22 protein-coding genes, 1 tRNA gene and 1 pseudogene are annotated in these 26,338 nt (G+C 26.4%); 2 read left to right on the top strand and 22 right to left on the bottom strand.

Features of this window, described 5'->3' with window-relative positions:
* Position 1: 1 nt before the first annotated feature.
* The 5 genes from KYD98_RS10540 to KYD98_RS10520 form a co-directional block, all read right to left on the bottom strand.
* A tRNA-Pro gene (locus KYD98_RS10540) sits at positions 2–77 on the bottom strand.
* Between the two features lie 178 nt (positions 78–255).
* Positions 256–741 (bottom strand): metallophosphoesterase, encoded by a 486-nt coding sequence (locus KYD98_RS10535; protein ID WP_219779936.1) that lies wholly within the window; start codon positions 739–741, stop codon positions 256–258.
* A gap of 14 nt (positions 742–755) precedes the next feature.
* Positions 756–1,370 (bottom strand): XTP/dITP diphosphatase, encoded by a 615-nt coding sequence (locus KYD98_RS10530; RefSeq protein WP_219779934.1) that lies wholly within the window; start codon positions 1,368–1,370, stop codon positions 756–758.
* Between the two features lie 6 nt (positions 1,371–1,376).
* The gene (rph, locus tag KYD98_RS10525; protein ID WP_219779927.1) at positions 1,377–2,123 is read right to left on the bottom strand and encodes a ribonuclease PH; all 747 of its coding nucleotides are present in this window, start codon (positions 2,121–2,123) and stop codon (positions 1,377–1,379) included.
* Between the two features lie 245 nt (positions 2,124–2,368).
* Complete coding sequence (locus KYD98_RS10520; protein WP_219779925.1) at positions 2,369–3,358, bottom strand: AIR synthase family protein; 990 nt, start codon at positions 3,356–3,358, stop codon at positions 2,369–2,371.
* A gap of 94 nt (positions 3,359–3,452) precedes the next feature.
* On the opposite strand from KYD98_RS10520, the gene KYD98_RS10515 reads away from it, so the two are divergent.
* Positions 3,453–5,084 carry a hypothetical protein gene (locus KYD98_RS10515; RefSeq protein WP_219779924.1) on the top strand — a complete coding sequence of 544 codons (1,632 nt, stop codon included), beginning with the start codon at positions 3,453–3,455 and terminating at the stop codon, positions 5,082–5,084.
* Between the two features lie 83 nt (positions 5,085–5,167).
* Here KYD98_RS10515 and KYD98_RS10510 read toward each other — a convergent pair whose 3' ends face one another.
* Positions 5,168–6,667 (bottom strand): ABC transporter substrate-binding protein, encoded by a 1,500-nt coding sequence (locus KYD98_RS10510; protein ID WP_219779922.1) that lies wholly within the window; start codon positions 6,665–6,667, stop codon positions 5,168–5,170.
* A 354-nt stretch (positions 6,668–7,021) separates the two neighbouring features.
* On the opposite strand from KYD98_RS10510, the gene KYD98_RS10505 reads away from it, so the two are divergent.
* Entirely contained in the window at positions 7,022–7,312 is a 291-nt protein-coding gene (locus KYD98_RS10505; RefSeq protein ID WP_219779919.1) for a hypothetical protein, read from the top strand.
* A gap of 74 nt (positions 7,313–7,386) precedes the next feature.
* On the opposite strand, the gene KYD98_RS10500 is transcribed toward KYD98_RS10505, so the two are convergent.
* From KYD98_RS10500 to KYD98_RS10420, 16 genes and pseudogenes are all read right to left on the bottom strand, one after another.
* The gene (locus tag KYD98_RS10500; protein ID WP_219779917.1) at positions 7,387–7,656 is read right to left on the bottom strand and encodes a hypothetical protein; all 270 of its coding nucleotides are present in this window, start codon (positions 7,654–7,656) and stop codon (positions 7,387–7,389) included.
* On the bottom strand, positions 7,656–9,659 hold the full coding sequence (ligA, locus tag KYD98_RS10495) for an NAD-dependent DNA ligase LigA (RefSeq protein ID WP_219779915.1): 2,004 nt from the start codon (positions 9,657–9,659) through the stop codon (positions 7,656–7,658). The genes KYD98_RS10500 and ligA overlap by 1 nt, the downstream gene beginning before the upstream one ends.
* A gap of 213 nt (positions 9,660–9,872) precedes the next feature.
* Entirely contained in the window at positions 9,873–12,122 is a 2,250-nt protein-coding gene (gene pcrA / locus KYD98_RS10490; RefSeq protein ID WP_219779913.1) for a DNA helicase PcrA, read from the bottom strand.
* Positions 12,123–12,781: 659 nt separating this feature from the next.
* Positions 12,782–13,498 carry a pseudouridine synthase gene (locus KYD98_RS10485; protein ID WP_219779911.1) on the bottom strand — a complete coding sequence of 239 codons (717 nt, stop codon included), beginning with the start codon at positions 13,496–13,498 and terminating at the stop codon, positions 12,782–12,784.
* 184 nt (positions 13,499–13,682) lie between these two features.
* On the bottom strand, positions 13,683–14,414 hold the full coding sequence (locus tag KYD98_RS10480) for a lytic transglycosylase domain-containing protein (RefSeq protein WP_219779908.1): 732 nt from the start codon (positions 14,412–14,414) through the stop codon (positions 13,683–13,685).
* Positions 14,415–14,485: 71 nt separating this feature from the next.
* Positions 14,486–16,513 carry a triple tyrosine motif-containing protein gene (locus tag KYD98_RS10475; RefSeq protein ID WP_219779906.1) on the bottom strand — a complete coding sequence of 676 codons (2,028 nt, stop codon included), beginning with the start codon at positions 16,511–16,513 and terminating at the stop codon, positions 14,486–14,488.
* Positions 16,514–16,819: 306 nt separating this feature from the next.
* On the bottom strand, positions 16,820–17,275 hold the full coding sequence (locus KYD98_RS10470; protein WP_219779904.1) for a YaiI/YqxD family protein: 456 nt from the start codon (positions 17,273–17,275) through the stop codon (positions 16,820–16,822).
* A 2-nt stretch (positions 17,276–17,277) separates the two neighbouring features.
* Positions 17,278–18,627 carry a glucose-6-phosphate isomerase gene (locus tag KYD98_RS10465; RefSeq protein ID WP_219779902.1) on the bottom strand — a complete coding sequence of 450 codons (1,350 nt, stop codon included), beginning with the start codon at positions 18,625–18,627 and terminating at the stop codon, positions 17,278–17,280.
* Between the two features lie 198 nt (positions 18,628–18,825).
* Entirely contained in the window at positions 18,826–19,494 is a 669-nt protein-coding gene (locus tag KYD98_RS10460) for a fructose-6-phosphate aldolase (protein ID WP_219779900.1), read from the bottom strand.
* Positions 19,495–19,662: 168 nt separating this feature from the next.
* Positions 19,663–20,484 (bottom strand): SDR family oxidoreductase, encoded by an 822-nt coding sequence (locus KYD98_RS10455; RefSeq protein WP_219779898.1) that lies wholly within the window; start codon positions 20,482–20,484, stop codon positions 19,663–19,665.
* 276 nt (positions 20,485–20,760) lie between these two features.
* Positions 20,761–21,126 carry a PTS glucitol/sorbitol transporter subunit IIA gene (locus tag KYD98_RS10450; RefSeq protein WP_219779896.1) on the bottom strand — a complete coding sequence of 122 codons (366 nt, stop codon included), beginning with the start codon at positions 21,124–21,126 and terminating at the stop codon, positions 20,761–20,763.
* A gap of 34 nt (positions 21,127–21,160) precedes the next feature.
* A pseudogene (srlE, locus tag KYD98_RS18205) lies at positions 21,161–22,147 on the bottom strand (PTS glucitol/sorbitol transporter subunit IIB).
* A 44-nt stretch (positions 22,148–22,191) separates the two neighbouring features.
* On the bottom strand, positions 22,192–22,752 hold the full coding sequence (gene srlA, locus KYD98_RS10435) for a PTS glucitol/sorbitol transporter subunit IIC (RefSeq protein ID WP_219779890.1): 561 nt from the start codon (positions 22,750–22,752) through the stop codon (positions 22,192–22,194).
* Between the two features lie 45 nt (positions 22,753–22,797).
* Positions 22,798–23,214: a transcriptional regulator GutM gene (locus KYD98_RS10430; protein WP_219779888.1), complete on the bottom strand. Its 417-nt coding sequence runs from the start codon at positions 23,212–23,214 to the stop codon at positions 22,798–22,800.
* A 3-nt stretch (positions 23,215–23,217) separates the two neighbouring features.
* Positions 23,218–25,182: a BglG family transcription antiterminator gene (locus KYD98_RS10425; RefSeq protein WP_219779886.1), complete on the bottom strand. Its 1,965-nt coding sequence runs from the start codon at positions 25,180–25,182 to the stop codon at positions 23,218–23,220.
* A gap of 419 nt (positions 25,183–25,601) precedes the next feature.
* A complete protein-coding gene (locus KYD98_RS10420; RefSeq protein WP_219779884.1) occupies positions 25,602–26,150 on the bottom strand; it encodes a Yae1 family protein in 549 nt (182 codons plus the stop codon).
* Between the last annotated feature and the right edge of the window lie 188 nt (positions 26,151–26,338).

The following is a 26,338-nucleotide window of genomic DNA, read 5'->3' as shown; positions in this document are numbered from 1 at the left end:
TTGGTCGGGGTGACAGGGATTGAACCTGCGGCCTCATGGTCCCAAACCACGCGCGCTCCCATCTGCGCCACACCCCGAAGTCATTGTTACTTCATCTCCCGACGACAATGACTATTCTACAATATCCAAATTAATTCGTCAATACCTTTTTTTAAAATTATTTCACTTTTTTTAAAATTATTTCACTTTTTTTATATTATAAATTTTATCTATCAATTCACTCTCCAAATTACCTTTTACTTACTGTTCTATTATTTATCTCTCAAAAGTAAACTCTTTAAGATAAATACTAGGCTCTTCATTCTTATTTATTTCAATAAAACCAACATATTTACCTGAATTTCTAGGTAAGGATATACTTCCTGGATTCATGAAAAATATGTTATCGTATTTTTCTATCATAGATATATGTGTATGCCCAAAAAGAGCTATATCTGCTCCTACCTCTTTTGATCTATAATAAATCTTATTTAACCCATACTTTACTCCATATAGATCTCCATGAGTAAAAAATACTTTTCTATCCTCTACTTCTATAACTCTTTCCTTAGGATATTTGTTTGAGTAATCACAATTTCCTCTAACAATATAGACTTCTCCCGTAAATTCACTAGCTAATTCTTCTGCATCATCAACATTATCACCTAAATGTATTAATATATCAGCATTTTTAATATACTCTTTAGCTTTTTGAATATATTTATCCATTCTATGTGTATCACTTAATACTGCAATTAACATAATCTTATCTCCTACTATTTTATTAGGTTTACTATTAAATCTTTTAACTTTGAAAGTGCTTTTCCTCTATGACTTATTAAATTTTTCTCATCCGAATTAAGTTCAGCAAAACTTTTATTTAAAGATGGATAGAAAAATAAAGGATCATATCCAAATCCGCCATTCCCATGTATGTTATTTAAAATATATCCTTTTACCTCACCAGTAATACCATAATATGCTCCTTCTTCATCAAACAATGCTATTTGGCAAATAAATTTGGCTCCTCTTTCTTTATCTGATACACCTTTTAATTTTTCTAATAATTTTTTATTATTAGCTTCATCATTTCCATGTTCGCCTGAATATCTTGCAGAATATATACCTGGCTCTCCATTTAAGTAATCTACACATAATCCTGAATCATCTGCTAATACAATAAAGTCTTTATCTCCTCTTTCTCTTAAAAGCTCATATATTTCTTTTGCCTTTTTCTTAGCATTCTCTTCAAATGTTTTTCCATCTTCTATTACATCTATATTTATCTTTTCTTCATTTAAAGATTTTATTTCCACATCAAGGTCATTAAGTATTTGTTTTATTTCTTTTACTTTTTTAATATTATTACTTGCTAAAATAATTTTTTTCATTAATCGTTAATTTCCTCCTGTTCCTATCCAAAGCGAATCCATTTTTAATGAATCTTTTTGTACTTGAATCATTTGCTTTATACCTTTTTCTCCTAAATCCAATAGTTGAGTTAATTCTTCTCTACTGTATGGGCTTTCTTCTCCTGTCCCTTGCAGTTCTACAAAATTTCCTTCATCAGTCATTATAATATTCATATCAACTTTAGCTTTTGAATCTTCAATATAACATAAATCTAAAAGTTTTTGGTCATCTACTATTCCTACACTAGTTGCTGCAACAAAGCTTCTAATAGGATATACTTTAAATGGTTTAATTTTATGCAATTTATTAACTGCATCTACTAAAGCTATAAATGCCCCTGAAATAGAAGTTGTTCTAGTTCCTCCATCAGCTTGAATAACATCACAATCTATCCATAATGTTTTTTCTCCTAATGCCTTTAAATCTACAACTGATCTTAATGCTCTTCCAATCAACCTTTGAATTTCCATAGTTCTTCCATCTATTTTCAATCTGGAAATATCTCTTACTTTTCTAGTTTCTGTTGATCTTGGTAGCATATTATACTCAGCTGTAATCCACCCTGATCCTGTTCCTTTTATAAATGGTGGTACTCTATCCTCAATAGAAACATTACATAAAACTTTTGTGTCACCAACTTCTATATATACTGATCCTTCAGCATATTTAGTATAATTTCTCGTTACCCGTACATGCCTTATTTGATCATTTTTTCGTCCATCACATCTCAATTAAATCACGCTCCATCTTTATTTAAGATATATAAAAAAATAACAGACCATTATATTTACATATTGTGAATCATATTTTATGAATAAAGTTGTCTATTATGTCAGTATTAAATATTTTTTATTCTTATATTAAACAAAATTATCTAATACATCTTTAGTCTATTATATTCTTTATATATACCTAGTACTTGATATTATTATATATTCCTTTTAGTTTGTCTAACAAATAATATAATAAGTTATTTTTATTTGTTTTTAGGGATTAAATTGTATATTTCATCTCTTTTAGGCACTTCTATAACTATCTCTTTATTATTATCAACTAATATATTACCATTATTGCATATTTTCCCGATAACAGTTGCCTTAATACCATTTTCTTTGAGTATTTCAACAAGTTCTTTTCCATTCTTAGTAGTAATCAACATACTTCCAGAAGAAATCAATCTCAAAGGGTCTATTTTAAATAAATTGGATAATTTCTTAGTTATATCTAATATAGGTATTTTATCATTATATATTTTAAAACCTTTACTTGAAGCCATCGCTACTTCAAATAAAGCTCCAATCAGTCCACCTTCTGTAATATCATGCATAGAATTCACACCAAATTCTCCAGCTATTCTACCTTCTTTTAATACACTCAATCTATTTATCAAACTTTTACTCAAAATAATTTCTTCCTCAGATAATTCTCTTTTAATAGTTTCTTCATAATCATTAATTAAAATATATGTTCCTTCTATTCCTATATCTTTAGTAACAATTATATCATCATCTTCTTCTGCTCCTGCTGTTTTAACTGCTTTTCCTTTTAAAGTTTTTCCTATTACAGTTACAGATATAATCATCTTGTTAACTGCCGATGTAACTTCTGTATGCCCTCCTATTATCTCTACTCCTATTTTAGAAGCCTCTTGGTCTATTTCATGCATTACTTTATTTATTTCATCTAAAGTTGATGATATTGGTGCTAAGACTGTAACCATTATTCCTATTGGCTCTCCCCCTGAAGAAGCAATATCATTACAATTTATATGTACAGCTAATTTTCCTATATCTTTGTTTGCTCCTGTTATTGGATCTGTTGAAAAAATAGCTTCGCATTCTCCAAAATCTATAATTGAGCAATCTTCTCCAACATCGTTTCTTACTTTTACTTCTTCTCTTTTAATTGTTTTATTATCTAATATTATTTTTCTTAAATCCTCAAAGTTTAACTTTCCTTCTTCCATAAAAAAATTCTCCTTTTATTTAGATTTTATGCACTATTTTTAATTTACACTCATATTAATTAATAATATGAAAATTTTATGAGAGGTGAATAAATTGAGATATATAGGACCATTTTTTAGGATGAACAGTCTTTCTCAAAAAGAAATTAGCAGTCAACTTTTCTATTTATCAAAAGAATCAGTAAAGACGATTGTGCTAAATTCAAAATGTGGTCTACTGATGCCTATTAAGATTTCTAAAAAATCTTCTTCTACAAATGATATTAGCATATTAAATAATTTTTCTCCACTAACATGTATATACCGAAAGTCATCGCCTATGTTTATACACAGTAAAAGTTCACACGGCTTTGATGAATCTACATTTAAAAAAGAAATAGCTCCATCAACTAATGCTTTAATGACTTTATGCATATTAGAATTAAGTGATTATTATTCTAATTATTGTAAAGATAACCGAAATGTCGTCTCTTTTGAAAAAGCATATAACCATATTGCAAAAGAGCAACTTAAATTTTATTCTAAAAATTTAAGAAATACTGAAGGTCTTTTTGTTAATAAAAAGAATATCTCTGATTCTAATTCTAAAGGCTTTAACTTAATAGATAAAGATTCAAAGTTTAAATTTTCAGACCAAGCTTTTATGATGGATGCATATTATCTATACTATTTCTATAATAAATCTGATCCTGTAGGTGAAGACTATAAAAACTTTGCTAATGAAATTTTAGACATGTTCAAAAATTATAAGGAATCACTTTATGAATTATCATTTAGTGAAAACTTAAATGTACTTTTATCTTTAAATGTATTCTATAAATATTCAAATAACAACATTGCTAAAGATCTTATACTTGATTTAAGTGATTTTCTTATAAATAGATTTATGATGAAAGATTATTTTATAAACTCTCTAGAGGACTGTAGTTTATTTGCTATATGTTTAATGGAATCTTATAAACATACAAATATTATTTCTTTTAAAGAAATGAGTAAAGAAATTACTAATAAATTAATAAGTCTTTATGATAAAGATAAAAATATATTTGTAAAATTAAATGATAAAAAAGATAGTAAATATTCTTGCTTAGAAATTAATTTCTATATATTATCATTGCTATTATATTCTCAAGAAGAAAACAGACACTCTGAACTTAAACCTATTATTTCTAGCATATATAGAAAATTCTATGTAAATGGTGATTTATTAACAAGTTGGCCTGAAGCTCCAACTCTTGATGAAGTAGAACGCTATAGAAATCTAAGTTTACGTTCTAAAGATATGTTAGAAGAATCTTATTTTAGAATGCCTAACTTACCTACTCCTGAAAGTAGTGGTTTAGCTCCTATATTTGTAAAAAACTTAAGTTATTCTAAAAAAAGAGACAGTTTTTCTTCTCCAAAAGTATCTTTTGATTCAAATAAAAATATGTTTTCATTCTTTGTTATGATTTATTTTCTTAAAGATAGCGTAATAAATGAAATGGGATTTATAAAACAGAATATCTCAAGAGATAATTCATTAGAGGATAACAAAGATATAACTTCTAATTCTATCGATGATTCAAGAGAAGTTATATCTATGTCTAAAATATCTGATACAGAAAAGACTCTTACAAATGAAAAAGACGCTTTAATTGATGATAAAAATTCTAATGTTAAGGTTAGTGATAATCTTAATACTAAATCAAATTCTAAAGAAAAATCTCATGATAAGAAAAATTAAATTATCTGATTAATAAAATCTTTTATTAACTTATTAATGGATATTTTTATATCCGTTAATAAGTTAAATTAATCCATATAGTTTTATTTAATTGAACTAAAATCTATATTTCCATTACCATCAAATTTAATATTAGATACATTCTTAGAAAATGCAATATTTTGATTATAAAATACTAATGGAAGTATTCTATATTCTTCAAATAATTTATTTTCTATATTATCATATGCATTTTTTTCATCTTTAGATTGTAAATTTATAATTCTTTCTTTCTCTGAATCACTTAAATAGTTTTCAAAATTATTATAGAATACTTTTTTATTTGAAATATTTGCATTATTTTCTATTAAAATCATATCATATCTATTCTTTAATTCTTGATCTTCAAATTCTTCTTCTTTTACTAAACTATATTTTAATACTATATCTGTATTTTCTTTAAACCAGCTTGAAATGCATCTACATAATTCTCTATTATCATTATTATCTTTACATAATAATGTTAAAACCTCAGGTTCATTCCATTCTTCTTCTTTATTACTTATAACTTTTCTTGATTGAAGTTTAGTTAAATCTTGTTTATCTTCTCTAAAATAGCTTCCTTCTGCCAATTCAAATTCTTTACTATTAGAAGTTTTATAATTTTCTAAAGCATTAGATATATTTTTATAGATAAATTTTCTTCCTTGTAACGGTATAGTATCATTTTTACTATTAATATATATGTATATACCATTATTCTTAGGAATTGTTATTAATTTACCTTCTGAATCTAATTTATTTAATTCACTTTCTGGTGGATCTAAAACAATATCTCTTTGACCAATTTCAAATGAAGCCATTGATAATTCTACACTATTGTCTTTTACTATCTTAATACTTTTTAAAGAGTTATCACTGTTATAATTATTTCGTTCAAATTTTATTTCATCATCATTAAAAGATGATATAACATAATCTCCGCTATATATTAATTTATTATAGTTATTTTTCATATCGCCCCACATAATCAAATACTTTCTTAATTTATATTGTGGCTTAGTTAACTCATCTAAAAAATTATCATTTTTTTTATTTAACCTAATAATAACCTTATCATCAGTTGCTGTAATAGCAACACCTTTTTCAAATGTCGTTTTTCCTTCTTTAAATTCTTTTGCTCCATAAACATCTAATAAAGCTTCTATATTTTTTTCATCTTCTATCTTTAATAATTCCTTAAAAAATACAACAACATCATCCGGAGTTATTTTACTTCCATCACTCCAATAAATATCATCTTTAATTTTAAATTCATATTCAATATCATTTTCCCTTTTATCTACCTGATTTGCTAAACAAGGTATTATTTTATTGTCTATATCCTTAGAAACTAAACCTTTACTTATAGCACATATAATATCTTGATCTCTTTTAGACAGATCTTTAACATTTTTTAAATCAGTTGTAATATTATTAACACCATAACTCAAGTAGTTCTCCATATCACTATTTACTGTTCCTGTCCTATCTATTTCTATAAAACCCAATAAAAAAGCAACTATTATAAATGTTAAAGATATAGGTAATAAATATTTTTTCAATTTAATTGCCCTCCATTATTATTATTAGACTCTTGATATATATTCTAAATTAAGCTAACACTTTTTAAACATTTATATCTTTGATTAAATAATATAAACTCAAAATAATATATATCATAAATTCTATATATAAGTTCTAATTTAATATTAAATAATATTATTTATAAATATTTAAATATTTGTATCAATTGACATACTTCATCAGAACTTATATATTTAATTATTAACATGATAATATTTTTATAATCACTAATATAACCTTATATCATAACAAATACATAAAATAACAAATTTATTTAGATAATATATTTATTGTGATATAATGTAACTATATTTTTATGGAGGTTTTTTTATATGGAATTTTTAACAGGTGCATTTTTCATAGTTGGAATACTATTTATGTGTGTTTTTATGTTTATAGGAATATGGCTATTTGTAGTTGCTTTAAAAGCTCATAGTCAATTGCGTTATCACAACTACATATTAGAAAAAATATGTGAAAAACTTTCAAATTTATCTAATATAACGCCTGGAGGCGAATTAAAAAATAATAATTATGATTCTATTAAGGACGATATTCCTGAAATTAATGAAAATAACTCTTATAATATATCTAGTTTTGATAAAACAGAAAAATTTAATTAAAGAATCATTAATTCTAATAAAATAACCAAAAATATCCCTATAATGATTTAAATCATTATAGGGATATTTTATTTCTATTTTACTAAGTTAATAAAAAATATCAAAGAAACTGATATTATAAAACTAAATACAGAATATATTATTCTTTTTCTACCAGTTTCATTGAGTATAAATCTAAGAGTTAAAACTGCCATGGTTATACAAATACCTATTTGTACTGGTAAATAAGAATTAAAAATTTGACCAAAATAATGAAACTGATAACTTGTTGAAAAAGTGCATATTATTAAAATGCTAGATATAAATCCACATATTAATGTTAACCAATTCACTAATATCTTCATCAGTTTTCACTTCCTAGCATATTTTCAAATTCTTCTTCTGAAAGAACTGTTATCCCCAATTCCTGTGCTTTAGCTAATTTTGATCCTGCTGCTTCTCCTGCAATTACATAATCAGTTTTCTTACTAACGCTCCCTGAAACTTTTGCTCCTAATTGTTCAAGTTTTTCTTTAATTCCACTTCTAGAATAGTTTTTTAAAGATCCTGTTGCAACAACTGTCTTTCCTTGAAAAATATTTTCTACAGTCTTAATTTCATCAAAAATAGGATTTACTCCTAAATTTAATAACTCATCAATAGTTTGTAGTACTTTTTCTTCCTTGAAAAATCCAATTACATCTTGTGCAACTACATCACCGACATCCTGAACTGAAACAAGTTCTTCAAATGTAGCATTTTTTAAAGCATCTATAGATTTAAACTTGTTTACTATATCTTTTGCAGTTTTCACTCCAACATTAGGTATTCCTAAAGCATATATAAATGCATATAACTTACAATTTTTACTCTCTTCAACTGCATTGATTAAATTCTCAGCTTTCTTTTCTCCAAACTTATCTAAATTAATAAGTTCTTCTTTATTTAATTTGTATAAATCTGAGATAGATTTAATATTTAATCGTTCAAATAACTGTTCTGCTGTTTTTTCTGAAAATCCCGCTATATTCATCGCATCTCTTGATGCATAATGAACTATACTTTTAACTAATTGTGGTTTACAAGAAAGTGTATTGTCACAAAAATAATGTGCTCCATCTAAAACAACATGACTTCCACAAGCTGGACAAAGAGTTGGTGGAAGTATTTCTATTGAATTTTCTAATGTTTCTTCCACTGTACCCATTATTTCAGGAATTACATCATTAGATCTACGAACAAATACCTCTGCCCCTATTCTAACACCTTTTCTTTTTATATCATCCATATTATTTAATGTGGCTCTTTTAACTGTTACGCCCGCTAATTCTACAGGATCTAAAATAGCTGTTGGTCCTATTCTACCGCTTCTTCCAACATTCCATTCAACATCTAAAAGTTTGGTTGTTGCCTCTTGTGCTTCAAATTTATATGCAATTGCCCATTTAGGAAATTTAACAGTATATCCCAGTAATTCTCTAGTTCTTATATCATCTATAGCTATAACTAATCCATCTATATCATAATTTAAGTCAAACCTTATATTTTTTATATATTCTATTTCTTTCTTTATATCATCAATGGAAGTACACACTTTAATATATTCATCTACTGGTAGCCCTTTTTTCTTTATAAAATCCATCATTTCTAAGTATGTTTTAAATTGAGTACCTTCTTTATATCCTACATCATAAAAAAATGCAGATAAATTTCTTTTTGCTGTTTCTTTAACATTAAGATTTCTTAAAGCTCCTGCTGCACCATTTCTTAAATTCTTTAATGGTATATCAGATTCCTCATTATACTTCTTAAATGCCTCCTGAGTCATAACAGCTTCCCCATGTACTTCAAAAACATTATCTAATTCTTGAATCTTTAATGGTATGGATTTTATTGTTTTTACCTGTGCAGTTACATTCTCTCCAATCTCTCCAGTCCCCCTAGTTGCTCCTACTTCAAGAGTACCTTCCTTATTATAAGTTAAGTTAACTGTTAACCCATCAAACTTCTTAGTAAGAATGTATTTTAAGTCTGGAAGATCTTCACCTTTACTTCTCATTTCATTAATAAATTTTACATTTCTATTATGCCACTCACTTATTTCCTCTAGACTTTGTGCCTTATCCAAACTCCAAAGTTTTGCTTTATGAGTATATTTACTAAATCCCTCTAAAACAACATCACCAATTCTTAATGTAGGTGAGTAAGGAAGTATATATCCTGTTTCTTTTTCTAATTCTTGAAGTTCATAGTATTCTTTATCATAGTCCTTATCACTAACAGAAGGATTATCAAGTACATAATATTCATATGAATATCTATTTAATTTTTCAACAAGTTCAATTATTCTTTCTCTCTTTTTATCCATTATTCTCACCATCTCCTCAGTTAAGACATAAAAAATAATAACTTAATTATTAATAATATGCTACATTTAAAACCATTTTGATATTGTATATAAAGGTAATTTAGCATTAGAAAAGCACCTTCTCTTTTTTTATAATCTTTATATTATAATTTCACCCATTATTTAAAACATAGCATACTTATAAATAAAATTAATTATGTTTAGTTTATTTGACTATATTATCTTAAGTTTTGCAAATGATAGCATTAAATTTTTAACTCCTTGTTTATCAAATGCAATAGTTAATTTCTTATCATTCCCTGCATTTTGAATACTTACAATAGTTCCTACACCAAATTTATCATGTTCTACTTTTCTTCCAAGTGTAACCTCGTTACTAGTTATATATTCAGCATTATTATTTCCTTTTATATTAACTCCTGAAATTTCATTAAAAGCTTTATTTTTATTGATGATATTATTTCTTAAGCTATGTGGATTCGTATAAGAATTATTCTTAGATACATTAGGTTTAGTATTTGGTGTTATTTTATTTCCACTTACATATTCCTTTAATTCAGATTTTATCTCATTTATAAAGTCTGATTGTGCATATGCGACTGTTCTACCAAATACTCTTCTTACTTCTGCTGAAGTCATAAATAATGTTTCTTTTGCTCTAGTTATTCCCACATAACAAAGTCTTCTTGACTCTTCCATTTCAGATTCTTTCTCAAATGACATATTTCCTGGGAAAATACCATTTTCCATCCCAACCATAAATACTACCGGAAATTCAAGCCCTTTAGCACTATGTACTGTCATTAATACTATAGAATCTTCTTCATCTTCAATTTTATCTGTATCTTGAACTAAAGATACCTTTTCTAGATAAGCAGATAATGATTTATCTTCACTATTTTTTTCAAAATCAACTGCATCCGATACTAACTCTTTTAAATTTTCAATTCTACTTTTGTCTTCAATTTCTTTAGAATTCTCTAATTGTTTCATATATTCAGTATCTTTTAATATAGATTGAATTAATACAGATACTGGTACTGTTTCACTAAGTATCATTAAATTCTCCATTATATTTGTAAAACTCTCAATATTGCTGGCATTCCTTGGAGTTAATGTTGGAATAGTTCTAGCTTCCATTAAAGCATCCCACATATTTAGTTCATAATTATTAGCGAATTCTTGAACTTTTAATACAGTTGCATCTCCAATACTTCTCTTTGGAACATTTATTATTCTTTTAATGCTCACATCATCTTGAGGATTAACTAATACTTTTAAATAAGCTAAAATATCTTTTATTTCTTTTCTATCATAGAATTTTGTTCCACCAATTATTTTATATGGAATAGATTTTCTTCTTAAACTTTCCTCAAATATACGTGATTGAGCATTTGTTCTATATAATATAGCAAAATCTTTAAATTGTTTTTCCTCTTTAGATTTTATATCTAAAATCTGCTTTCCAACAAAATCTCCCTCATCACTATCTGAATATGCTCTATAAACCTTTATCTTACCACCGGCTTCTTGTTCCGTTCTTAATACTTTACTTTTTCTATTTGAATTATTTACTATAACTACATTTGCAGCATTTAAGATATTTCCCTTTGATCTATAATTTTGTTCTAATTTAATTACTTTAGCTGTTGGATAATCTTTTTCAAAATCTAATATATTTTGAATATCCGCACCTCTCCACTGATAGATACATTGATCATCATCCCCTACAACACAAATGTTTTTATATTTACTTGCAAGTAATCTAACTAATTCATATTGAGCACCATTAGTATCTTGATATTCATCTACCATAATATATTTAAACTTATTTTGGTAAAACTCTAGTACTTCTGGATTAGATTTGAATAATTCAACTGCCTTAAAAATTAAATCATCAAAATCAAGAGCATTATTTTCTTTAAGTCTTTTTTGATACATTTCATATACATCAGCTATCTTTTTCTCCCTAAAGTTAGATTCATGTTCTCTCATAAAACTACTCGCACTTTGTAATGAATCCTTTGCTCTTCCTATTTTAGATAATATCTCTTGATCTGTTATATCTTTATCATTAATATTTAATATTTTCATACAATCTTTTACCAATACTTTTTGATCTGAAGTATCATATATAGTGAAATTGCTATTATAACCTATTTTATCTATTTCTCTTCTTAAAATTCTTACACAAGTTGAATGAAAGGTAGATATCCACATATTTTCAGCTCTATCCCCAATTAAAGATTTAACTCTATCTTTCATTTCTTTAGCAGCTTTATTAGTAAATGTAATAGCCAATATATTATATGGAGGAATATCTAAATTTTCTATCATATGAGCCATTCTATATGTTAATACTCTTGTTTTTCCTGAACCTGCCCCTGCTAATATTAATAATTGACCATCTATTGTTGTTGCACCTTCATACTGTTCTTTATTAAGCAATGATTTTAACTCCATTTAGTTAACCTGCTCCTTTCTTAAGGTATATTTAGATAATAATAAACTAATCTATTTGCATATTAGATTTATATATATTTTCTTTCATTCACATAATCTTTAAATATTATAACATAGTACACACATTATTTATTAAAATATGAATTTATGTTTAAAAACAGTTTTTTATACTTTCAATAGTCTAAATCTTATTTCACATAAATCTACTTAAAATACCACAAAATTTATACTTATTTAATATCTATCATTATGTTATAAATTATTATTGACTTTTTAAGTTTATAAAAAACAAGTATAAAAATAATGAATGAATTAAATCATTTTTAAAATAGAAATGATTTAATTCATTCATTATTTTTGAATCTATATTTTTTACCTTTTTTTACATTTTAAATCTTGCATTTAAGCAATTATTATAAATTTAATCCCAAGTAAACTTTTTCATTTTTATATAATAAAAAAACGCAACCCTTGGGGCTAGGTTGCGCTTTAGCAATAAGCAATAAGCAATAAATAAAAAGGGGGCTATATAATTCCTTTTATTTATCCTTGCACAATCATTATAGAATATCCCACTCTAAAATGCAAGTAATTTTACGAAAATTATTTACTTTTGAATATAAAATGAATTATTTTATTGCAAAAAGTTTTAATGTTCGTTAATAACTCTGTAAAATTGATAATTCTTCTTCTGTTAATTCTCTATATTCGCCTTCTTCTAATTCTTCATCTAAATATAACCCACCAAATTCTTCTCTTTTTAAATATATAACTTTTTTATCTAAAGCTTCAAACATTCTTTTTACTTGATGATATTTTCCTTCTTGAATAGTTATTCTTACTTCTGAATTATCTTCTGAATTAGATAAAATCTCTAATTTTGCTTCCAAACATTTATAACCATCATCAAGAATTATTCCTTTTTTAAATGCTAATATATCTTTTTCTGTTACATTATTATTTATCTTCGCATAATAAACTTTATCAACATGCCACTTAGGCGATATTAATCTATGATTTAGTTCTCCATCATTTGTTAATAATAATAATCCCACCGTATCCTTATCTAATCTTCCCACTGGAAAAGGATCAAATACCTGATGATCCACTTCTAATAAATCAATTACAGTTTCATCTCTTGAATCATGAGTTGCTGATATTACCCCTGCTGGTTTATTCATCATTAAATATATGTATTTTCTATATAATATTTCCTCACCATTTATTTTTATATTTGTATTTTCTGGATCAATATTCATTCCGTTGTCCTTAACAATAATCCCATCTACTTCAATTAATCCTTTTTTAACTAATGCTTTTACTTCTTTTCTACTTCCATAACCTAAATTTGAAATTATCTTATCTAATCTTTCCACAACTTCACCTCTATAATTAATTTTATTTTTTCCTATGTTTTAAAACATATTATTTTTATTAATATTATTTAAGATATTATCTTAAGTATAATGTAACATAAAAATAAAAAGGTATAAAATATTTATATCTAAAAACATACAACATTTTATACCTTTTAAATTTATAATTATCAATATCTAATAATTATATACCATTTCTATAATATGACATTACTTTTGGAACATAATTTTGAGTTTCTTTTGGCATTTTATATAAATGTTCTGATGATGTTACTCCTCTTCTTTGCATTGTACCTGGTCCTCCATTATATGCCATTAATGCCATTTCCAGATTGCCATTATATTGATTCATATATCCCTTTAATAGTTTTACTCCACCTTCTATATTTTGTTCAATATTAAATGGATCATCTACACCATTTGATTTACAATTTTCTGGCATTAATTGCATTAATCCCTTAGCGCCAGCACTAGATGTTATTGAAGGATTAAAATCAGATTCTTGTTTAATTATTCCTAAAATCAAATTAGAATCTACTCCATATTTCTTTGAAGCACTATCTACAGCAGAATATATTCTTTTCATTTTTTCATCACTAGTTTGTGATGCTAAATTTAATATAGATGTATTGTTTGAAACAGATGTGCTATCAGAAACATATGAACTTAAATTCTGATTTAATACCATTTTCATATAATCTAATCTTTGTCCTGGTGTAGTTTCTGTATTTTGTATCGCTTGTACTGCTTGTAATTTTTCACTATCTGATGATTGATTTGAATTCTCCATTAAAGCTTGCATAACTAATGCAAATTGTATATCATCTGAGCCATTTTTACTTTCAGATAAATTGTTATTCATTGATAAAGCTAATAACTGATTTTGTGATATTGAACTTAAATCATCTAATTTCATAACGTTCCTCCATTTTTTATCCTATATAAATGTTTATTCTATTATTAATTTTCGAATCAATTTATAAAATCTTAATCACGTACTTTAAACATTACCTCATCATAATCTTCATAATTTACATTTTTATAATAACTTTTAGCAAGAACTAACACTTTATATTTACCTCTTACAAATGGTATAAAACTATAATAATTCTTCTTACTATATGATTGAACCTTTTTCCAATTTCCTTGTTCCATTAAATAAAACTCATAACAAACATCTTTTCCTCCTGAATTTTTAACCTCAAATGTTACCTCTTCATTTATCTTAGGTTTATCTTTATTTATCAACACTTTAGTATTGATAATAGGAGGTGCTTCATTTATATATAAGTTTAATTCTTTCTTTGAATCATATTCTTCTGTGCATTTTATATTTTTTGCATAAACCTCTATAGTATATTTACCTGCTATTTTAGGAGTAAATCTTAATTTTTTATTCTTTAAAAATTCTGTTTCCTCTATTTTATGTCCATTAATTTTAGTTACATATTTAACTAAAACACTTCTTGTATTTTGTATTATAGATTCAAATTCTATATTGTCTCCAACAACATAATTTTTCTTACAAGGTAAAATTATATAATCTATTTCTCCTGGCATATATTCTCTTGCCTTTAAATATATAAAAGTATGCGCATCATATTCTTTATCAGAATATCTATCTTTAACATTAACTTCTATTTCATAATCTCCCTTTTCTTCTGGAATAAAATTAACCCAATTAGCTTTACCATATTCTACACTTTCTACTTTTTTCTTATCCCTATATACTACAAAAGAATAATTAAGTCTTGTGCCGCCCTCTGCATTTACCATTATATTAACAGTTTGTCCTATTATTACAGTCTTTTCTTTATCAACAACGACATCAAGTATTTTAACTGGCTTATTTCCTCTTTCCTCAATATCAAAAATAATCTTTTCAGTGCATTCATATTCACCTTTAAAAGATTCATCTTTAATAAAAACTGCTACTTCATATCTACCTGATTCATTAGCTTTCCAAACATACTCATTATTTCTAATTAATCCACTATCGTGTTCATGTGGTCCTTTAACTTTATATCTATATAATAATTTTTTTCCACCATCAGATTCTACTTTAAATGTAATATTACTCCCAACTACTTGTGGTGAACTTAAGTCTGCTGAAAACCCTTTAATCTTTATATCTCTATATGGTTTAACTTTATATAATATTAATGCTCTATCATCATATTCTTTATCAGAAAATATATCTTTTACATAAGATAATAATCTATAATCTCCTGGCTCACTCTCTTTATAACTAACACTACAATTTGTAGAATAATCCTGTATACAAGTTGCCTTACTATCTTTTGATATTTTATAAAATTTATATAAAATAGTTCTATCACTTGGATACTTTGTTTCTATAGTAAAATTTAAATCTTTTCCTACAAGTAACTCTTTATTTTCACACTTGAAATTTGTTATTTCCAATCTTTTGATGTCACTAACATTTACTCTTACAGTAGCATAATCATCAAAATTCAAATCTGAATCCACCCTTTTACATTCAATTAAGAACTCTTTTTCACCTGAATTATTTGCAGTGTATAGTAATGTATTATCAGTTGTATAATCAATAATAGGATCCCAACCTTGATATCCTTTAACATAAAATCGATAAAGAATATCCTCTCTATTTGACTTTACTTTTATTAAACATTTCTCTCCCACTACTACTTCACTTTTATCAATTAATACATCTTCTATAAGCTTTATTGGATTTTTGTTACTTATTAAATAATTTTCCTTAGCTAGATAATCAAAAGACTTTCTCCCATTCTTCTCCCTTGCTTGTACCATAATTGTATATTCTCCTTCACTATTTGGTCTCCAACGACACTTATTATTTTCAGAAAAATCTTGTATAGTAGTCCATATGCCATTCGAACCAATAATAAACTTATATTCTATCTCAGCAGACTTTTTATCTATTTTACTTAATATACTTATTTCCGTACCTTTGTTTTGTGGCTTTTCTTTATCAAAGCTAATCTCTACATCTTTTAACTGAAGTTCTTGCATATAACCAAAACCTCCCTTTTATACACCCTCTAATTACATTATACATTTATTCCATTTTTTGTAAATAACTTCAGTTAATTTTTATTTAAATTATATCATAATTATATAACTTATCTCATATAATAGACAAAAAAAATAGAGGTATTTATTCCCCTATAAATTATTAGGCACATAAAAATAAATAACAAGTCCAAAGTTGCAATGGATATTTTTCATCAGGCAAGGAGATAAATTGTCCTCATAGCGTGCCTATTAGGTCAATTTGACGACGCAGCATGATGGAAAATAGACTGGCAAATTAACTTGTTATTTCTTTGATTGTGCCTTAACAACCAATTCTATTAAATATTTTAAATTTTTTTCTAATCTTAAATTATCCTCTTGAGTTCTTTTTTTAGGATTTGAAGTTTTACCTCCGCCTCTTCTAATTTTTTGTGATAAATGTCTTTCTTCTAATAATCTATCTATATTTTTTTCATCATATATAAATCCTTTAGGATTTATTACCTTAGCTTTTTTAGATAAACATATCGCTGCTACCCCGTAATCTTGAGACACAACTATATCTCCAATTTTCGTCTCATTAATTACATACATATCAACACTTTGAAATCCACTATCTACAATTTTAACTTCTGAATAGTTACTTTGTATAAAATGATTAATATCACAATAAATTATTACTGGTATTTCTTTAATTTTAGCTACTTTTTCAATAATGGAGATACCTGGACAGGCATCTCCATCAATTATAATTTTCATTATTAAAGTCTCTTCTCTAATTCATCTTTCATATCTTCATATCCTGGTTTTCCAAGAAGAGCAAACATATTTTTCTTATATGCTTCTACTCCCGGTTGATCAAATGGATTTATTCCTAATAAGTAACCACTTACTCCACAAGCTTTTTCAAAGAAATATACCATATGACCAAAATAATAAGGTGAAAGTTCTGGTACATTTACTACCATATTAGGTACTCCACCATCATTATGAGCTAATAAAGTTCCTTGGAATGCTTTATTATTTACAAAATCCATAGTTTTTCCTGATAAAAAGTTTAATCCATCTAGATCGCCTTCGCTAAATTCTATAGTAACTTCTTTTTTAGCTTTTTCTACATTAATAACTGTTTCAAAAAGGTTTCTTCTACCATCTTGAATGTATTGTCCCATAGAGTGAAGATCAGTACTAAAGTCAACAGCTGCTGGGAATAATCCTTTATTATCTTTACCTTCTGATTCTCCATATAATTGTTTCCACCATTCATTAAAATAGTGAAGAGATGGTTCATAATTAACTAATATTTCAATTGCTTTACCTTTATTGTATAAAGCATTTCTTGTAACTGCATATTTATAACAATCATTTTCCTTAAGTGAAGGATTTGAATATGTTTCTCTTGCATCAGCAGCTCCTTGCATCATTTCATCTATATTTATTCCAGCTGCAGCTATTGGCAATAATCCTACTGGTGTTAATACTGTGAATCTTCCACCTACATCATCAGGAATTACAAATGTTTCATATCCTTCTGCATCAGCTAAACTCTTTAATGCACCTCTTGCTCTATCAGTTGTTGCATATATTCTCTTTCTTGCTTCTTCTACTCCGTATTTCTTTTCTAAGTAAGATTTAAAGATTCTAAATGCAATAGCTGGTTCTGTAGTAGTTCCTGATTTTGAAATTACATTTACACTAACGTCTTTTCCTTCTATAGCTTCTAATAATTCAGCCATATAAGTTGAACTTATATTATTACCTGCATAGAATATTTGTGGTGTTTTTCTCTTAGTTCCATCTAAAACATTATGGAAATTGCTTGTTAACATTTCTATTGCTGCTCTGGCTCCAAGATAAGATCCACCAATTCCTATAACTATTAAAACATCTGAATCAGATTGTATTTTTTGTGCTGCTTTTTTAATTCTAGCAAATTCTTCTTTATCATAATTCACTGGAAGGTCTATCCAACCTAAAAAGTCATTTCCTTGACCTGTTTTACTATGAAGTCTATCATGTGAATCCTTTACCATTCCTTCCATGTAATCTAGTTCATAGTCTTTTACAAATGCTTGTGTTTTACTTAAATCTAATGTTAATCCTTTTTTCACAACCATACCTCCATATATTAATTACGTAAATTTCACTTTACAATTATATCATACTTTTATTAAACATTTCTTAAACATTTATGATATTATTGAAACTTTGGAATTTCATACTAAAAAATAATAATTCCTAATTATAAAGTATATAAATCCTCTAAAATCTCCCTTTTTAATAATAAAAACCTATTAATTCTTTCCTTATTATAATACAGTAGTTTTATTATATGCATTTTTCCAATCATTAATAAATTGTTTTACACTTAATTCTGTTAATGCATGTTCTATAAGTTTATCCATTATATCACTTCCTACTGTAACTGATTGGCATCCTCTTAAAGAAACTTCATTAACCTGTTGAACATTTTTAAAAGAAGCTGCTAAAACTTTAGTTGTTAGATTATTTAATTCTAACAATTCAACAATATCTCCAACAACTTCTACTCCATTACCACTAATATTGTCAATTCTATTAACATAAGGTGCGACAAAATCTGCTCCTGCTTTTGATGCTATTAAAGCTTGTTGAGCAGTAAAAATTGCAGTTGCTGTTATTTTCACTCCATCTTTACTAAGTATTTTTATAGCTTTTATACCTTCTGGAGTTACAGGTATTTTAATATATATATTTCCACCTATCTCATTTACTATGTATTTTGCCTCATTAATCATTTCTTCTGCTGTTACTGCCAACACTTGTGCATGTAGCATGCTTTCTTTACCTATTATTTTTCTTATATCTTTTAATCTTTTAATAAAATTTTCTTTTTCTTTACTTATTATTGATGGATTTGTTGTAACACCTTCCATAGGATAATATTCATAAGCTCTTTTTATTTCTTGTAAATTTGCAGTATCTAATATATATATCATTTTTTCCTCACACTCCTAATTATATTCTTAAAATTAATTTATATAATATTAAAAGTCCCTAGTAATATTAGGAACTTTTAATATTATATATTTATATTATAGGTTATTTAAAAATTTAATTAATGTTAAACTTATGCTATTTAAGGCTTGTTTACACTCTTTAAAAACTTACCCTCTAGTTTTTCCTCCAGCGATATTATAAGTTACTCCATGAACGTAACCTGCTTTTTCTGATCCTAAGTAACAAACTAAATCCGCTACTTCTGATAATTTTCCTGATCTTCCTAATGGAGTAGTTGATGTTTTACTATATCCTGCTCTTAAATCATCAACTGTAATTCCTCTAGTATAAGCTAAAGCTGTTTCATATTCTATAGTTCTTAGACCTGTAGCTTCTAATATTCCTGGTGCTACTCCAACAACTCTAACACCTTGCTTTCCTAATTCTTTTGACCAAGATCTTGTAAATGAATTTACTGCATTTTTAGTTGCCGCATAAATACTTTGACCTTCTGATCCTTCTAGTCCACTTTCTGAAGACATATTTATTATTACTCCAGAACCTGATTTTACCATTTCTCTAGCAACTGCTTGTGCACAGAAAAATACACCTTTTATATTAACATTTACTATTTTATCAAAAATAGCTTCATCTAATTCATATTTACCATTTTCCTCTTTAGGATCTACTAATAATCTAGGGATATTTATACCTGCATTATTTACTAAAATATCTATTTTTCCAAATGTTTCTTTAGCTTTTGAAATCATTTCTTTAACATTATCATAATTTGTTACATCAGTTTTCACATATAACATTTTTCCACTTGCTTCATTTATATCTAATTCTGGTGCATTTGGGTTCATATCACATACAACAACATTTGAACCGTTATTTAAAAATTCTTGTACTACAGCCTTTCCTATTCCTGATGCTCCACCTGTGACTATTGCTGTTTTTCCTTCTAAGTTTAACCATGACTTTGTCATTTTTCTATCCCTCCATTAATAAATTAATCTGTTAATTTATATGAACATCCTTACTCTCTATTAATGAACAAATAGGTTTGATTACTTTTACTTTTTTCCGATACCAAGCACTTTAATAATCAAACCTATTTTAAAATTCAAAGAACAATTCATTTCATAAATTATTTAATTCTTTTTTCATATAACCTTGAAAGCACTTTATACTTTTAGCAAATTGACTAATTATATAAAAAGTTTTATAATCTTCTTAAATATTATTTTTTAAACTATTTAAAATTAATTTCTTATTATTTTTAGAATTGTACCAACGGCAATTGGTGCAATTTCTTTTTTTTCTAAGTATAAAGTACCTGCTACTTTAGCTTCTTCTTCTCCTAGAAAATTATATGTTATATGTCCCAATTCTTTTAAATTCTTATTTACCAACTCTCCTACTGCTTTTATTTCATAAGTAGTATCATCAATATAAAGTATGTCATTAGGCTTTATATCTTCTAATAAATTATTTTCGTTATGAATAAAGCAATAATCAATTAACTCTTGAGGAGCGTTATTTTTAAAAGTTATAAACATATTAGCTGCAAAAAATTCTTCAGCTTTTTCACCAATCTTTTCTATTCTAGTGCTATAAATTGTCTTCATAAAATTGTTCCCTTCTTGCTTATTTACTTAATATTTAGCTGTATAATCCAAAACTTGCAAGCCAAGCTACTACAACTGCTGGTGCTCCTGTTAAAAATCTTGAATATAAAACTGATGGAACTCCTACTTGCACTGTTTCTGGTTCCGCTTCTGCTAGTCCTAAACCAACTGGTATAAAATCTGCTGCTGCTTGTGCATTTATTGCAAATAGTGCTGGTAATGCTAAATGTGGTGGTATAGTTCCTTTTCCTATTTCAGTTCCTATTAAAACACCAATTATTTGTGCTATAACAGCACCAGGTCCTAAGAATGGTGAAAGTAATGGGAATGAGCATATAAGTGATAATACAACTAGTCCACCTACATTTCCGATTAATGGTGTAAGTAAATTTGCAATAAAGCTACCAACTCCTGATGCATTGATAATACCTATTAATACTGCAACGAAAGCCATGAATGGTAATATTGTATGAACTACTGTATCAATAGTATCTCTTCCTGCTTGGAATAATGTACTACTAATATTTCCTATTGCTATACCTATCTTTCCAACTAAGCCTCCAGTTTGTTGACTAATCTTTTTACTAGTATCGTAACTCATTACGTCTTCCTCCTTTGAATAATAATTTCTTTATTTTTCTAAATAAATTTATTCTATTACTTCTACATTGTCCGGTTTTACTGCTGAAACATATATATCTTCTTTTATAAACATTGCTAAAGGACCACTTTTACCTGTTCTCATAATATTAACTGTTGGTATTTTCTTTTGAGGATAAATTCCACATCTTAGAGTTCCTCCACAGTTGATTATTGCACAAGCTATTTCATCATCTTTAACTCCAGTTGTAAATCCATCTATCAATTCACATCCTGTTAATTCTGCTATTCTTACTGCTGTTTCTGGTTGAGCGCCTCCAGTAATATATACTACTTTATTTTTCTTTTCTGTAGGTTCTATTATTAATGGACCACCCCATCCACCTGATCCTTTATTGATTTTAACTTTTTTGTATCCCATAATTGTCAACTCCTTAATTCTATTTAAACTTTTATTTTACTTAATTATCCTAATTTTATTTCAGTATTTAATTTAACGCCTTGTTGTTTTTCTACATATGATGTTGTGAAATCTGTTATCCAACCTCTAAAGAAATTTGTTACTATACCTACTAATAAATATCTAACTGCTAAATCTGTAGTTGAAAGACCTAATGTAGTAATACCTGATGCTATTCCTAAGAATACGAATAACTCACCTGGGTTAATATGTGGAAATAATCCATTCATTGTATGACAAGAAAAACTTGCTGCTGCATAATAGCTTGGTTTATATTTTTCAGGCATAAATTTACCTAGTGATAATGTCATTGGATTTGCAAATACGAATGTTCCTATAACTGGTAGTAACAAATATCTACTTATTGGATTTGAAGAACATTTTTTGGCTAGTTTTTCTATTTTTTCATCTCCAATAAACTTTATAATTGCATTCATAGTAACTAATAATGCAACTAGTAATGGTATAATACCTGTTACGAAACCCATAAATTGGTCTCCGCCTGCTCTAAATAAATTCATGAATGAGTCTGCACCTTTAGCTAAAAAATCGAACACTTGTGTCATAAAAAACCCTCCTCATTATAATTATACTTTTGTATATTGTATTTTTTAAACAACCACTTTTAAGTCTTCTTCTTTTGTACTTCCCTCCTCTAATTTAAACTTTTTGTAATTTTTAACAGCGTCTAAAATTGCTTTTTTAAGTGGTTTGTTAAAGCCATTTAAATCGTTTTCCTGAATTTTGTCTATATACATATTTTCCAATCCTTCAAAACGTTTAACTCTTGCAGCCACGGTTACCCCTTGCATTTTTCTAGATTCTAAAATTAATCCATCATTTTGAATTCTTATTAGAACTACCGTGCCCGAGTTAATCATTCCCTTTTTTCTTCCTATTGCTACTTTGCCTAATTTTCTTAGTTCTATATAATTTTTATTGAAATCTTTGATCTGAAATAATCCAAAGATAAAATTAAGTATCCAAATGGTAATTCCTACAATTATTAAAAATACAACTGAATTCATAATTTATCTCCTTCCTAGAATTTCTTTAAATTCTTTATAAGATTTAGTTTTTATTAATTTTTGAACTATTTTTTTATTACTTGATAAATCTATAATTTCTTGATAGGTTTTAACTATCATATCTTGACTATTTTGACTTTCTGATGGTATTACCATTAATATTATTAATCCAACTTCTTTACCATCCACTATAAGTAATTTATCTAGTATTCCATATGCAACTATTACATTATTTACTTTTTCATCAACTGCATGAGGCAATGCTATATATCCACCAAATGCTGTCCCAGCCTTTTTTTCTCTTTCTATAACTCTTTTCTTAAATTCACTAGATACAATATTTGATTTTATTAAACTATCTAACATTTTTTCTAAGTTACTTTTAAAATTATTTTCTTTTAAATAAAATACTAACTTTTTATCTAACATTCCATTTAAAATATCTGGCTTTGTATCATTTATTTGTTCATTAGTCTTATTTAAAAATATTTGGCTTTCTATTTCTCCTTTTAATTGACTTTCATCAAAAATAGAAGTAATTTTTATTATTGGCACATTTATATTTATATTTAAATCTACAAGTGTAAAAATCATGTCATATTTATTAGCTAGATTTTCTGTAAAATCTAAATCTGAAAAAGATTTAAATTTTATTTCTTCTCCTAATATTTTCTTTAGTTTCATACTTAATAACTGTGCTGTTCCTAATCCTGTTCCACAAATTATTGCTGCATTTTTTATTTTAATAGATGATTTACTTGCTCTTTCAACATAAGTTCCAAAATGTAATGCTAAATATCCTATCTCATCTTCTTCAACTTCAATATCATATTTTTCTTCTATTACTGTTGCAGCTATTTTAGCTACTTCATAAGGTAATTTGTATTTTTCTTTTATTTCTTTTAACATAGGATTTTTATATTTGATATTTAATACAAGTCTATTTAATGCATAATATAAATGATATTCTAAACTCTGTATTAATTGTTCATCTTCCTCTAAGCTTAAGCCAGTAAATTCAAAAACTTTTTTAAAAATTTGTTTCCTTAGTGTAGTTATATTTTCTCCTATAGTTAAATTTCTTAATACTTCATGATAGAGAGGTGCATTTCTTCCAAGTAATGGCATGACTATAAATATTACTTCTAAATCGTCGATTTCAATATTACATAATTCTTCAATTAAATTTTTTATAGTCTTTCCTATTAAATACTCTTCAGATTCCTTAATTATTTTATACTGTGACTGTAGTGATATTATTTTTTTATTATTACTTATTCTTAATAACATTACTGCTATATACCTGATCAAATTATTTATTAAAGCTTCAGTAACACCAAATTTATTTTCTTTTAAGTTTGTTACAATTTGTTCTTGAAGTTTAATAATATCTTTTTTAGTAATAATATCGCTATTTTCTAATAATATTCTTGCATCATCATATGTTTTACATATGTGCTCAAGTATAATCAATCTTAAATTAATTTCATCTCCTTCAATTTTTATTCCTGAATTTGTTTTTCTCTTTAAAATTAATCCATACTCTTCTAACTTTTGATCAACTTTTTTTAAATCTTTAACTAAAGTTGTCCTACCTACATTCATTTCTTCTGCTAAATCGTCTATTGTCACAATCTCATCAAGACCTACTAACCTATTGATTAAATAATCAACTCTTTCTTCTGGGTTATTTAATTGAGAAAACTTCTGTTTTTGCCTTCTATTTAATTCTAATATCTCTTGAAATTTTTCTTGATTTTTTATATTTAGCTTGTACTCTGAATTATTATTCTTTACTATTTCTACAATTTCTTTAGGTATTTCTTCTTGTAATTGTTTTAAGTAGTTTCTAATACTTCTAGTACTAACCCCTAATTCATCTGAAAAATCTTCTAAGAGAACCCCGTTATTATCGGTTAACATTTCAAGTATAATGAATAACTTTCTTTCTAATGATTTTGTAACCATTTTCAATCCCTCATTCCATCTTACAATTATATAATAATACACTAACTTAAATTATTTAATGTTTACTTTTTCATCACGTATTGAAAAAATGTATACTAATTGATTAAAAACATAATTCTAAATTACTATATATCTATAAATACGCTCTAAAATATGATAAATGTAACTATTTTTTATTAATTATAATATATTTATACATATTTTTTCAATTTTATATATACTAAACTATATTTTTTGAATATTTTTTATTTTTATTTTATATTTTTTAGAAATAGTTTTTCCATGTTTAAATATACTTATACAATAAATGATTAATTTATAATTTTCTAAGGAATTAAAAGAGACTTTTTTGAATAAGTTCAAACTTATTCAAAAAAGTCATTCCTATAAATCAACTATTAAATTGGCTTACAAAGTTCCTAACAGCATGGATGTTTTTTATTTATGCATGCTAAAAATTCTCTCTTTGCTTTTTCATAACCTGCTTGACAGCCTTCTTGGAATCCCTTTACTCTTCCATCTTTAAATCCTCTTTCATAGCCATCTTTAAGACCTTTTTGGTATCCTTTTTGACAGCCATCTTTAAAGCCTTCTTCATAACCTTTTTGTTTTCCATCTTTAAAGCCTTCTGTATACCCTTTTTGTTCTCCATCTTTAAAGCCTTGTTTATATCCCTTTTCACAACCGTCTTTAAAGCCTTTCTTATATCCTTTTTGACAGCCATCTCTAAATCCTTCTTTATAGCCTTTTTGACAGCCATCTTTAAAGCCTTTCTTATAACATTTTTTGCATACTTCATCACAGTTAGGTTTTTCTTCTTCTTCTTCACACTCGAATTCTTCATAATTACAGAAGTCATTAAAATCACAATCTAATTCTTCTTCATCGAATAGATGTTCATCAAAATCACAAGCCATATTTATTTTTTCTGGATGTTTATTTTCATTATAATAACAATAATTGTTCATCTCTTTAACTCCTTTTGTAAAAATATTATAATATATAATATGCAAAAACCTATTTTTGTGTTATTATTTTATATTTTTAAAATATATCATTTAATCTTAAGATAAATACTTCAAAATCATTTTTTATATAGCAAAAAAGTAGTTATATTTCACTTAATCAAATAAGCAAAATATAACTACTTTTTATT

The sequence above is a fragment of the Clostridium weizhouense genome (assembly GCF_019431045.1).
GTDB lineage: Bacteria > Bacillota > Clostridia > Clostridiales > Clostridiaceae > Clostridium > Clostridium weizhouense.
The sequence above is the reverse complement of the archived record's forward strand: the minus strand, read 5'-3'. Positions and strand labels throughout refer to the sequence as shown.

Bases quoted from the DNA above. Each gene is read 5' to 3' on its own strand.
- pcrA (WP_219779913.1), bottom strand. From the start codon at position 12,122: ATGGAGTTAAAATCATTGCTTAATAAAGAACAGTATGAAGGTGCAACA.
- srlA (WP_219779890.1), bottom strand. From the start codon at position 22,752: ATGACACAAGTGTTCGATTTTTTAGCTAAAGGTGCAGACTCATTCATG.
- KYD98_RS10450 (WP_219779896.1), bottom strand. From the start codon at position 21,126: ATGAAGACAATTTATAGCACTAGAATAGAAAAGATTGGTGAAAAAGCT.
- KYD98_RS10500 (WP_219779917.1), bottom strand. From the start codon at position 7,656: ATGAAGATATTAGTGAATTGGTTAACATTAATATGTGGATTTATATCT.
- KYD98_RS10530 (WP_219779934.1), bottom strand. From the start codon at position 1,370: ATGAAAAAAATTATTTTAGCAAGTAATAATATTAAAAAAGTAAAAGAA.
- KYD98_RS10420 (WP_219779884.1), bottom strand. From the start codon at position 26,150: ATGAACAATTATTGTTATTATAATGAAAATAAACATCCAGAAAAAATA.
- KYD98_RS10520 (WP_219779925.1), bottom strand. From the start codon at position 3,358: ATGGAAGAAGGAAAGTTAAACTTTGAGGATTTAAGAAAAATAATATTA.
- KYD98_RS10505 (WP_219779919.1), top strand. From the start codon at position 7,022: ATGGAATTTTTAACAGGTGCATTTTTCATAGTTGGAATACTATTTATG.
- KYD98_RS10455 (WP_219779898.1), bottom strand. From the start codon at position 20,484: ATGACAAAGTCATGGTTAAACTTAGAAGGAAAAACAGCAATAGTCACA.
- KYD98_RS10535 (WP_219779936.1), bottom strand. From the start codon at position 741: ATGTTAATTGCAGTATTAAGTGATACACATAGAATGGATAAATATATT.
- KYD98_RS10470 (WP_219779904.1), bottom strand. From the start codon at position 17,275: ATGAAAATTATAATTGATGGAGATGCCTGTCCAGGTATCTCCATTATT.
- KYD98_RS10480 (WP_219779908.1), bottom strand. From the start codon at position 14,414: ATGAAATTAGATGATTTAAGTTCAATATCACAAAATCAGTTATTAGCT.
- ligA (WP_219779915.1), bottom strand. From the start codon at position 9,659: ATGGATAAAAAGAGAGAAAGAATAATTGAACTTGTTGAAAAATTAAAT.
- KYD98_RS10430 (WP_219779888.1), bottom strand. From the start codon at position 23,214: ATGAATTCAGTTGTATTTTTAATAATTGTAGGAATTACCATTTGGATA.
- KYD98_RS10460 (WP_219779900.1), bottom strand. From the start codon at position 19,494: ATGATATATATATTAGATACTGCAAATTTACAAGAAATAAAAAGAGCT.
- KYD98_RS10475 (WP_219779906.1), bottom strand. From the start codon at position 16,513: ATGCAAGAACTTCAGTTAAAAGATGTAGAGATTAGCTTTGATAAAGAA.
- KYD98_RS10425 (WP_219779886.1), bottom strand. From the start codon at position 25,182: ATGGTTACAAAATCATTAGAAAGAAAGTTATTCATTATACTTGAAATG.